Source organism: Mesorhizobium sp. M1A.F.Ca.IN.020.04.1.1, assembly GCF_003997315.1.
GTDB lineage: Bacteria > Pseudomonadota > Alphaproteobacteria > Rhizobiales > Rhizobiaceae > Mesorhizobium.
Window position 1 is genome coordinate 16945 of record NZ_RZSN01000069.1, and the last position, 10975, is coordinate 27919.

Genomic DNA, 10975 nt, shown 5'->3' on the forward strand with positions numbered 1-10975 from the left:
AGGATTCGTTTGCTCATGCGGCCCTCACGTCCTCATTCATCCTGATCGGGACCTTCAGACGGAATGTCGACCCCGACCCGATCACGGACTCGACGTCTAAGGTTCCGCCATGCATTTCGGCGATGCGCTTCGAGATCGCCAGGCCAAGACCTGTGCCACCTTTCTGCCTGGTGCTGCTGTTGTCGACTTGCTGGAATTCTTCGAAGATGAGAGCCTGGTCTTTGGACGCAATGCCGGGACCGGTGTCTCGGACGGTGATCTCGAAGTTCCCACCGACCGCATCGGCAAGAATGTCGACTGCACCTGTTTCGGTGAACTTGACGGCATTGCCTGCGAGATTGAGCAGAATCTGCGTCAAACGGCGTTCGTCCCCACGGCCGATTGGAAGGTTCTCGGCAACAGTCGCTGAAAGCTCAAGACCCTTCGCCCGTGCCAGCGGCTCGACCGCCGTAAGGGTCGATCGGACAATCTGCGCGACGGAGTAGTCCTCGATCGCCAGCGTGAGCTGGCCGGCTTCGATCTTGGACAGGTCGAGCACGTCGTTGATGAGCCCGAGGAGGTGACGGCCGTTTGCCTGCACACGCGCGACGGTCGCCTTTGCCTTGTCCGGGAGTTCGCCATAGATGCCGTCGACCAGCAGTTCTGTGAAGCCCAGAACTGAATTGAGCGGTGTCCTGAGTTCGTGGCTCATATTCGCCAGGAACTGGGACTTGTGGCGGCTGGCTGCTTCCAGCTCCTCGCGTTTCTCCTCGATCTCGCGGAACAGCTTGGCATTCTGGATCGCGACCACCGATTGGGCTGCGAAGGTCTCCAACAGGTGAACAACTTGCTCATCGAAGGCGCCTGGCTTGTGGCGCCTGACGACCAATGCACCGACGATCTTGTTGGGCCTCAGCAGCGGAACGATCAGGATGCCGCGATATCCGGCGTCGAGGATCGTCTTTCTCACAAGGAAGGATGAGGTTTCCTTGCCGAGGTCGGGAAACTGCACCGGCATGCACCGTCCGGGCGCGTCGCCAATACCCATATCGGCCAGCCCGATCGTCTGCTGCGAGACTGCCGCGATAAGCTCATCGCTCATCCCAAAGTTTGCTCGCGGACGGAATTGCTGCCGCGTGCTGCTGAACACGTAGATGGTGCCAGCATCCGTCGCCGACAACTGGACCGCCTTGGCAACGATCGTCTTCAGCACCGTGTCGAGATCCAGCGTCGAATTGACCGCCTTGCTCACTTCGCCAAGCGCCTCGAGCTCACCAACCGACGCCGCAAGCTCGCGCGTCCGTGCCTGCACCGCCTCGAAGAGCCGCGCATTTTCGATGGCGATCACGGCCTGGTCGGCGAATGTCTCGACGAGCGCGATCTCCTTGGGACTGAACGGTTGCGGTTCAGCCCTCGTCATGACGAATACGCCAATGAGATCACCTTCCCGCAACAGCGGGGCAGCGAGGACGGTGCGGAATCCGCCTGCCTCAGCGATCAAGGCGACGCGGTAGTCCGGATCAGCGGTCACGTCTTCGATTTGCACGATCCGCCGTTCTTCGATTACGCGCCCTACGGCGGAGCCTCGCCCAGCGGCAAGCGCTGGAAGTGGATTGGCGTCGACATAGTCACGGAAACTGGGCGGGTAGCCAAGCGTCGACACATAGCGGAATACGCCATCAAGCAACTGCACGATGCCACCCTTGTCGGCGCGACAGAGCCTGACAGCAGATTCCACCAACGTATCGAGCACGACCTGTAGATCGAAGGTAGAGCGGCTGATGACCTTCAGAACGTCTGCAGTGGCTGTCTGCTGCTGAAGGGCTTCGTCGAGCTGCTGGGTGCGTGTCTCAATCTCCTGATACAGGCGCCCCAGCTGGTCGGAGGTCTGGTTGACGTTAGCGGCGAGCACTCCAAGTTCGTCGCGATTGGCGACGGCAACCCGTTGGGCGAAGTCGCCGGCCGCTATCTGGCTGAGACGCGTCTCGATCTTCTTGACCGGTTCGATCAACGACCAGGAGATGATGTAACCGAGCCCCAACGCCAGCAGGATACTGCCCACGGCAAACGAAACCACGATCAGTCTGGACGTGCCGTACGCACCCTCGGTCGTTTCGATGGCCGCCACCATGTCGGCTTCGGCCATGTTGACCAGCTGGTTTGTCAGCCGCTCGAGGCGATCAGCCGACGGTATGATTTCATCAAGCTGAACCTTGCGCGCCTCCTCGGTACGGCCCGCGCGGACAAGCTCTGCCACGTGCGTCACCCCGGCCGTCAGTTTTTCGTACTCTTGCCTGACCTGGCCAAGCACTTCCACCTCGGCTTTGGCGACGAACTCCATGCGCTCGAGGTCGTAGCCGAACTGATTGAGCTGGCGCAGCGCCGTATCCAGCATCCGGTTATCCTGTAGCAACAGGGCGGTGGAGATACCGTAGAGCTGGGTGGTCGTATCGTGCTGTACTTGGCGGTAGGCCGCGATCCTGCGCTGCAGCTTGATCAGCTCGTTGGTCTGATCGTTGACCCCACTCAGCACCTGCAACCCGACGGCACCGAGCACGATGAGCAGGCCGACGATCGACAGGAACGCGATCAAGAGCTTGGTCTGGACGCGCGCCGGCAGCCGGGCAACCCAGCCAACGAGCCAGTTCGTTATGCTATTTGGTTTCGTCCAAGAGGCCGAGAAGGTCACCCCGGAACTCCTCCAAGTCGAACCGGACGCCAAGATATTGTACTCGCAAGATGCCATTCGGGTCTACGAGCGAGGTCAACAAGGTATGGTCGACTTCACCGTTCGCCGCCTTCTTCGCGAAGACCCCGTATTTCCGTCCAACCTCATGGACAATCGCCGGATCGCCGGTAAGAAACGACCAGCCCTTCAGATCGGCGCCAAAATTCTGCGCATATTCGTTCAAAACATCGGACGTATCGCGCTCCGGGTCGACGGTGATCGAAATGAAGGCGATCTTGGGTCCGAACGCACTGCCCAACTTTTCCTGCACGCTGGCCATCTGGGCGGTCAGCATGGGACACACGTCGGTACAGTGCGTATAGATGAATGCAATGGCGATCACCTTGCCGCGAAAGTCGTGCAGCGACACGCTCGCCCGGTCCTGCGATGTCAGCGTAAAGTCCGGAGCCGGTCCGATTGCCGGCAATCGCTCATCGTGCTGCGCATCATGCGCCTGCGCTGGCCCGGCCATCAGCGCCAGCAGCAAGATGCGGGCTGCCAACCCGCTCACGTCTTGAGCTCACGCTTCAGCTGCTCCAGGAATCGCCAGTCTGTTCCCTCGGCGATGATCTGCTGTGGGCTCGACTTAATCATGCCCGTCTCCTGCATGCGCAACGCGTAGAAGCGCATCGAGGCTTCGGCATCGTAGTCCCGCCATACGCCGTATCGCGTGTCGCTCAGCGTTTGCAGCGCGATTTCGTAGCTGGGGACGAAACCTCGATCGACCATTTGCGCTGCACTCCATGCGGGATCCGAAATGCATAGGTCGGCGCCCTTGAGGATGGCCCTGAGCACGCGCTTGGTCGCCACCGGGTATCTGTTCACATAGTCCGCAGCGGCCGAGGTCATGCAGCAGAAGTGCTGCGACCAAGGGCGATCGAGGGTCGTGTTGAGGATCGTGTGGCCGATTTTCTTGGCGCGCAGTTGCTGCGTCTCCGGAGGCGTGAAGAGATATGCATCGAACTTTCCGTCGGCGAAGGCTTCCACCGGCTTGCTTTCCTCGACCCATTCGATGTCGTTGACGGGATCCAGGCCAATATAGGCGGCCATCAGGGCGACCAGCACGCGCGACGGCGCATGGATGTCATGCATGCCCACCCGTTTGCCCTTGAGGTCCGGGATGCCTTGGATGCTGTCGTTGGCGATCAGCTCGAGGCACCCGGAATGCAGACCGCCAAGCACCCTGATTGGCACGCCCGCGTCGATCGACGCGACATGGACCGGCGCGTAGTTCATGCTGAAATCCGTGTCGCCGCGCGCAATCCACACCGCCTGATCGACTTTTTCGTCGCCCTGCACGTAGCGGACGTCGGTGAAGCCCTCCGCTTTGAGGAACTCTCCGGCCAGGTACATGCCTGCCCAGCAGTAGGCACCATCGATCCACCGCGGCAAGCGAACGGAGGTCGTTTCAGGGAGTGCCTCGGCCCAAGCGTCAGTCGTTGTGCCGATGAGAGCTGAAGCGCCTGCTGCCGCAGCTCCGGCCATGAAGTGGCGACGGTTCTGGATGATTTGCATGGGGTTCTCCCTCGCGTGGTAAATGGGCACGCGGCTGGCCGCCTAGTCAGGTCTTCAGCTCGTGCTTCAGTTCGTTGAAGAAACGCCAGTCGGTGCCTTGGGCCAACAGCTTCTGGGGGGTGCTCCTCAGCATCCCGACCTCGTGGAGACGCAGGGCGTAGAAGCGCAGGGTGTCCTCAGCGCTATACTCACGCCAACCGTAGGGGATCGCCTTCATGACCTGGAGGGCATGGTCATAGCGCTTAGTATAACCCTGCTGCACCAAGAACTGGGCGGACTGCTCGGGCTCGCTGGCGCAGAAATCCGCCGCTTTCAAGATGGCGCGGAGGGCGCGTTTGGTGGCCACCGGATGCGTACGGACGAACTCCCGCTCCCCCGCCAACATACAACAGAAGTATTGCGACCAGGGCCGGTCCACGGTGCTGCTGATCACCACATGGCCGATCTGCTGCTCCCGCATCTCCTGCGGTTCGGGGGGAAAGCCCAAATAGGCATCGATCTTCCCCTCACTCAGGAGCCGGATGGACTCGGGTCCCGGATGCATGACGAAGTGTATGTCCTTATGGAGGTCCAGGCCGACATACGCCGTCATAGTGGCGAGAAAGACGTATCGGCTGGAATCTAGCGCTGGCACGGCCACGGTCTTCCCCTTGAGATCGCGGATCGACTGGATGCGATCGGTCCCGAACAGTTCAAAGCAGCCGACGTGGAGGCCTGCCAGGATGACGATGGGATCCCCCGCCTCCAGTCGGAGAAGGAGCGGGGCGGCGAAATGCGCACTGAGGTCGGCTTCACCGGAGGCGAGGGCCGGCGCGATGTCTGCCGTCCCCTCTCTTTGGAGGTAGTGCACCTCGGTGAACCCTTCGCTGCGCAACAGTTCTTCGGCTACATACTGGGGGGCCTGACAGATGCTGGGAACCCGGACGAGCCGGATCCGCGTCGTCTCAGGCGGTGGCTCCGCAGCGGCGCGCCTGGGGTGCCAGCCCAGAAGCCCCGCCGTCCCCGCCAGCGTCATCCCACGCAGGAACCTCCGTCGGCTGAACCGTCCGGGATATACGGTATGCATGGGAACCTCCTTTCCAGATGGTGGCCAGTGCGACACTGAGAACGCTGACCCGTGGATGCTGTGTTATGCACAGTCGGCCGTACCTGCATGGCGGGCTCTGGGCTTGCCTGTTGCTCACATCTTAAGGACGACGACACCGGCAGCGCCTGCCAGGGCAGCACCGGCTAGGAAACGTCGGGGGGTTTGCGTGATCTGCTGCATCAGAACGCTCCCATTCCGAATTGCGAAGGGCAATTCTGGCCGGAACCGAGCAAAAGAGGTTTCGACAGAGGCAGGTGGTCTTGTGGGCGCGACGAGTGGTTGTGGATGCTAGCGCCCAGTCCGATGCGGGAGTCTTGCGCTCTCAGTCGCCGGCTCATTTATTAGCAACCGACGATATGTCACGATACGCCCAATTTGCGTTGGCTGCGAGCCCAAAACTTGCTCGCCGCCCCTTGTCGCAGAACCGCTGCCCATTTTTGGGCGACATGCATTTGTTAGCGACACCGTCAGGCCGCCATTTCCACCGGCAGGCCAGCGGCTTTCCATTCCGGCATGCCGTCCTCGAGGCGGCGCGCGGAATGGCCAAGCGAGCGCAGCGCGGCCACCGCCTCGAAGGACATCACGCACCAGGGGCCGCGGCAGTAGGCGACGATTTCCCGGCCGGGGTCGGCACCGTGGGACCAGGCCTTTACTTCTCCGAGGGGAACATTGACCGCGCCGGGCACGTGGCCAAGCGCAAACTCGTCTGGCGGGCGGACGTCGATCAGCGTCACCAGCCCGTCGCGCATCAGCGCCTGAAGCTCGCCGCGCGTGACCGGCTGTATGTCGTCACGTGCCTTGAAACAGTCGCGCACAATGCGATCGACCTCAGCAAGCTGCCGCTCGGCAATGCCGCGCACCGCGGCAAAGGCCGACAGCACGCTCGCATCGCTCAGCGAATAGCGCACGTATTTGCCGTCGCGTTCGGCCGAGACGATGCCGGCGCGGCGCAGCGCCTGCAGATGCTGGGAGATGTTGGCGATCGGCTGGCCGAGCTTCGCAGCAAGCGCCTCGACGCTGCGCGAGCCTTGCGCCAAATGCTCGATCAGTTCCAGGCGCAGCGGATTGCCGAGCGCCTTGGCGACGATCGCGAACTGTTCGTACAGCGCCAGCTTCGGATTGCGGATTGACATCGACCTTTCTGCGACCCATCGTCATTCAATGTAATTATTGAATGATGGTTTCGACCTGCCGTCAAGCCAAGCGACCCGCAGTTGCCCGGAGGGAAAGCGATGATTCTCAGGCAGTTCCTGCATACCGACCCGGTCGCCGCGTCCTATTTGTTCGGCTGCGGCGGCAAGGCGTCTGCTGCCGTCGTCGATCCGGTCGGCGAGATCGCGCCCTATATCGAGGCGGCGCGCGCGACAGGCATGCGCATCCTCTATGTCGTCGACACGCATATCCACGCCGACCATATATCGGCAGGCCGTGCGCTCGCAGCAGCGACGGGGGCCGAATACGTGCTGTTCGAAGGCGCCGAGGCGGGCTTCCCGTTCCGTCCCGTGAAGGATGGCGAGGTGCTGGAGCTCGGCAATGTGACGGCGACCGTCATGCACACGCCCGGCCACACGCCGGAGCATCTGAGCCTTTTAGTCACCGACCGAACGCGATCGACCGAACCCTGGTTCGTACTCACCGGTCACACGCTGATGGTTGGCGATCTCGGTCGCACCGAGCTTGCTTCGAGCGCCGAGGACGGAGCCCGCGCGCTCTATGCCAGCGTGCGCCGGCTGAAGAAATTGCCCGATCACATCGAGGTGCTGCCGGGCGCCTATTCCGGCTCGGTGTGCGGCCGCTCGCTCAGCGGCAAGCCGACATCGACCATCGGCTTTGAGCGGCGCTTCAACAAGGCCTTTCGCATCGAGGATGTCGACCAGTTCATCGCCGCCATGACCGCCGACATCCCTCCCCCGCCGCCGGACGCGGCCCGGACCCGCTCCGCCAACGCCGGATCGCGATCGTGAGCGCAACGGCGCCTGCCGTCGCGCTCGGCCTCAAGGCCAACTGGAAACAGTTCGCGCTGCTGGTGCTGATCAACGCCTTTGTCGGCGGCATGGTCGGCATTGAGCGAACCGTCGTGCCGCTGATCGGCGCGGAGGAGTTCGGGGTTGCTTCGACCACGCTCGTCACCTCCTTCATCGTGAGCTTCGGCGTGGTCAAGGCCTGCGCCAACCTCGTCTCCGGCCAGCTTGCCGACACGTGGGATCGCAAGCGCGTGCTGATCCTCGGCTGGCTGTTCGGCCTGCCGGTGCCCTTCATGATCATCTGGGCGCCGAGCTGGGGGTGGATCGTTGCCGCCAACGCGCTGCTCGGCATCAACCAGGGACTTGCATGGTCGATGACCGTCATCATGAAGGTCGACCTGGTCGGGCCCAAATCGCGCGGGCTCGCCGTCGGCCTCAACGAGTTCGCCGGCTACCTCGCCGTCGGCGTCACCGCATTTCTGACCGGCTATCTGGCCAGCCGCTACGGGCTGCGCCCGGTCCCGATCTATCTCGGCATCGGCTATGCGATCCTGGGTGCCGCGCTCTCGGTGCTTCTGGTGCGCGACACGCGCGAGCATGTGCGGCTGGAACTGGCCAACCATCAGAAAGCTGTCTCCCCGCTCGCCTTCCGCGAGATCTTCATGCTGACTTCCTTCCGCGACCGCAACCTGTTCGCGGCCTCGCAGGCGGGCCTGGTCAACAATCTCAACGATGGCATGAGCTGGGGGCTGTTTCCGCTCTTCTTCGTCGCCAACGGGCTCGGCGTCGAGCGCATCGGCATCCTCAAGGCGGTCTATCCCGCCGTCTGGGGCATCTTACAGGTCGCAACCGGGCCATTGAGCGACCGTTGGGGCCGCAAGGGCCTGATCGTCGCCGGCATGTGGGTGCAGGCTGCCGGCCTTCTGCTCACCGCCATGACGCGCGACTTCGGCTGGTGGCTGCTGGCGAGCCTCCTGCTCGGCCTGGGCACGGCGATGGTCTATCCAAGCCTGATCGCGGCGGTATCGGACGCATCGCATCCGTCCTGGCGGGCGCGCTCGCTCAGCGTCTATCGCTTCTGGCGCGATCTCGGCTACGCAATCGGAGCGCTGTCGGCGGGCCTCATCGCCGACTTCTTCGGCTTCGCCGCGGCGATCGCGGCGATCGCGGCCCTGACCTTCCTCTCGGGTGTAATCGTGGCGGTGGCGATGCGAGAGACCAGCCGCTGACCCGGCTCCGAGCTCCAGCCCGACAGCGCCGCGTTTACGATATCCGAAGCTTCATGCTGCTAGAGACGCGCCTGTCCGGTACTATGGCGCTGGGTGCCTTTGCGGGGTTTTTCATGAACATTTCGACGCGCATGCCGTGGGTGGACACGGCAAAAGGTCTTTCGATCATCCTGGTGGTGATGATGTATTCCGCCTACAACACCGGCGAATATACCGGCGGCGTCGGCTTCCTGCATTATGTCATCGGCTTCGCGACCCCGTTCCGGATGCCGGAATTCTTCCTGATCTCGGGGCTCTTCCTGTCGCAGGTGATCGACCGGCCTTGGCGGCGCTATATCGACCGGCGCGTCGTCCACTACCTCTATTTCTATGTCCTGTGGGCGGTCATCTCGATCGGGCTGAAGATCGGCATCTTCAGCCGCGATCCCGCCGGCATGCTGCATGACCTCGCCGTGGCTGTCGTCCAGCCCTATGGCGTGCTGTGGTTCATCTACATGCTGGCCGTGTTCGGCCTCGTGGCGCGCATCCTGCGCGAGCTAGGCGTGCCGCACTGGATCGTCATCTCGGCTGCCGCCGCGCTGCAGATGTGGGCACCGCATTCGGACAGCTATGCGCTCACGCAATTCGCCGCCTATTTCGTGTTCTTCTATCTCGGCTTCGTCATGGCGCCGCTGGTGTTCCGGCTGGTCGCGTGGACGCAAGCTCGTCCGGCGATCGCCGCTGCCGGGCTGATCGTGTGGGCCATCGTCAACGGCCTGCTCGTCTACTCGCCGGGCTACGCCGTCGAGCCGGTCGGCATGCAGATGGGCCTGGCGGCATGGCCGCCGCTGCATCTTACGCTGGCCGTCGCCGGCGCGGTGGCGCTCTGCGTCGCCGGCGGCTTCCTGTCGAAATTCGCCGCGATGGAATGGCTGCGCTGGCTCGGCGAGCATTCGCTGGTCGTCTATGTCGCCTTCACGATCCCGATGTCGATCTTCCGCGGGATCATGCTGGCAAGCGGCCTTCTGACCGATACCGGCATGCTCAGCCTCGCGGTGCTGCTCGTCTCGGTCATCAGCCCGGTCGTTCTCTACTTCATCGTCGAGCGCACCGGCTTCGGAACCTTCCTGTTCGAGCGACCGGCCTGGGCGCATGTCGACAGACCGACTGCCGCCAAGATGTCCGACAAGGCTATTGCGCGGCCCGCGCGCGAGGCGGCCTGAGGCCGGCTGTTTCGTCTCGGCAAGCCGCCGGCGTGCCGGCTACTTGCCATCATGTCCGGGACGTCGCACGGCCTTGATCTTGCCGCTGCTGCCGCCTCCGCAGAAGAAGCAGCCGCGGCCATCGGATTCCAGTCCCGACACGCCGGAGGGCATCGCCAGCTCCTGCAGCACATCGCCCGTCTCGGGGTCGATGCGCAAGAGATCGCCCTCCTCCCCTTCCCAGGTGGCATGCCAGAGCTCGCCATCGACCCAGGTGACGCCGGTGACGACGCGCTTCGACTCGATGGTGCGGATCACCTTGCCAGTTTCAGGATCGATCTGATGGATCTTGTGGGCCCTGTATTCGCCGACCCAAAGCGAACCTTCGGCCCAGGTAAGCCCGGAGTCGCCGCCGTTGCCGGGGGCGGGAATGGTGGCGACGACCTTGCCTGTCGTCGGGTCGACCTTGTGGATGCGGTCCTCGCCGATCTGGTAGAGATGCTCGCCGTCGAAGGCGGTCCCGGCATGCGAGGCGACGTCGATCGACTGCACGATCGCGCCGCTCTCCGGGTCAAGCGCCTTCAGCTTGTCGCCGGTGGCGAACCAGACATTCTTGCCGTCATAGGTGACGCCATTGATGCGCTCGGCGTCCGGAAAGGGGCCGTATTCGCGCAGGATCTCGGCAGCGGCTCGTTTCATTTTCGATCTCCATTCGAACAATGGCCGCAAACTAGTCGCTCGGCAGCGGACCCGGGAGTAACAAGACAGTCGGGAATCCGGTCACCGGCGGCGTCATCCAGCGGCGCGCCCTGCCGCGGCCGACCGCCTGCACCTTATTGTCGGCCGAAAGCATTTCCAGCGCCCGCTGCACGGTGCGCGGGCTGGCGCCAAGCGCGATCGCCAGCGCCGAGCTCGACCAGGACTCGCCGTCGGCGAGGAAGGCGAGCACTGCGCCATGCTCCTCCTCGACAGGCGGCGCCAGCACCACGACCTCGGCTGCGGTCAGCGGCGTTAACGCAAAACCGGCGGCCGTCGCGTTGATTTCCGCCAGCGCGTTCATTTCGGCGCGCAGCCGGCCCATCTCGACCCTGAGCCGCGCACGATGCGATTCATCGGCGTGCCTGGCGCGGAAAGCGCGCTTCAGCAGCGCCTCCCGCGACGCATCCGCGGGCCAGGCCTCGGCCAGCGTGCGCGCCAGCGCAAACAGCACCGGCCGCGTCGCCAGCGACACTACGGTGTCGCCTTTGCGCACGACATTGCGGCAGGCATCGACGACGAGGGCGCCTGAGGTG

General features: G+C 63.4%; 9 protein-coding genes and 1 pseudogene. 3 read left to right on the forward strand and 7 right to left on the reverse strand.

Annotated features, from left to right (window positions below):
* Positions 1 to 13: 13 nt before the first annotated feature.
* The 5 genes from EOA49_RS15850 to EOA49_RS15870 form a co-directional block, all read right to left on the reverse strand.
* Positions 14 to 2668: a GAF domain-containing protein gene (locus tag EOA49_RS15850; protein WP_164746744.1), complete on the reverse strand. Its 2655-nt coding sequence runs from the start codon at positions 2666 to 2668 to the stop codon at positions 14 to 16.
* Complete coding sequence (locus EOA49_RS15855; RefSeq protein WP_127240480.1) at positions 2634 to 3209, reverse strand: SCO family protein; 576 nt, start codon at positions 3207 to 3209, stop codon at positions 2634 to 2636. The genes EOA49_RS15850 and EOA49_RS15855 overlap by 35 nt, the downstream gene beginning before the upstream one ends.
* Before the next feature lie 5 nt (positions 3210 to 3214).
* Positions 3215 to 4222: an ABC transporter substrate-binding protein gene (locus EOA49_RS15860; RefSeq protein WP_127240481.1), complete on the reverse strand. Its 1008-nt coding sequence runs from the start codon at positions 4220 to 4222 to the stop codon at positions 3215 to 3217.
* A 46-nt stretch (positions 4223 to 4268) separates the two neighbouring features.
* Positions 4269 to 5288, reverse strand: a complete 1020-nt coding sequence (locus tag EOA49_RS15865) for an ABC transporter substrate-binding protein (RefSeq protein ID WP_245307706.1) — start codon at positions 5286 to 5288, stop codon at positions 4269 to 4271.
* Between the two features lie 488 nt (positions 5289 to 5776).
* The gene (locus EOA49_RS15870) at positions 5777 to 6442 is read right to left on the reverse strand and encodes a metalloregulator ArsR/SmtB family transcription factor (RefSeq protein WP_127240482.1); all 666 of its coding nucleotides are present in this window, start codon (positions 6440 to 6442) and stop codon (positions 5777 to 5779) included.
* A 99-nt stretch (positions 6443 to 6541) separates the two neighbouring features.
* Here EOA49_RS15870 and EOA49_RS15875 point away from each other — a divergent pair, with 99 nt between their 5' ends.
* The 3 genes from EOA49_RS15875 to EOA49_RS15885 are packed head-to-tail and all read left to right on the forward strand — an operon-like array spanning position 6542 to position 9704.
* On the forward strand, positions 6542 to 7273 hold the full coding sequence (locus EOA49_RS15875) for an MBL fold metallo-hydrolase (protein WP_127243245.1): 732 nt from the start codon (positions 6542 to 6544) through the stop codon (positions 7271 to 7273).
* Positions 7261 to 8502 carry an MFS transporter gene (locus EOA49_RS15880; protein ID WP_127243246.1) on the forward strand — a complete coding sequence of 414 codons (1242 nt, stop codon included), beginning with the start codon at positions 7261 to 7263 and terminating at the stop codon, positions 8500 to 8502. Before EOA49_RS15875 ends, EOA49_RS15880 begins: the two co-directional genes overlap by 13 nt.
* Positions 8503 to 8555: 53 nt before the next feature.
* Positions 8556 to 9704 (forward strand): acyltransferase family protein, encoded by a 1149-nt coding sequence (locus EOA49_RS15885; protein WP_245460681.1) that lies wholly within the window; start codon positions 8556 to 8558, stop codon positions 9702 to 9704.
* Between the two features lie 39 nt (positions 9705 to 9743).
* Here the strand turns inward: EOA49_RS15885 and EOA49_RS15890 are convergent, their stop codons facing one another.
* Together EOA49_RS15890 and EOA49_RS15895 are read right to left on the reverse strand one after the other, a co-directional pair.
* A complete protein-coding gene (locus EOA49_RS15890; RefSeq protein WP_127242187.1) occupies positions 9744 to 10382 on the reverse strand; it encodes a PQQ-binding-like beta-propeller repeat protein in 639 nt (212 codons plus the stop codon).
* 31 nt (positions 10383 to 10413) lie between these two features.
* A pseudogene (locus EOA49_RS15895) lies at positions 10414 to 10975 on the reverse strand (helix-turn-helix domain-containing protein); the annotation flags it as partial.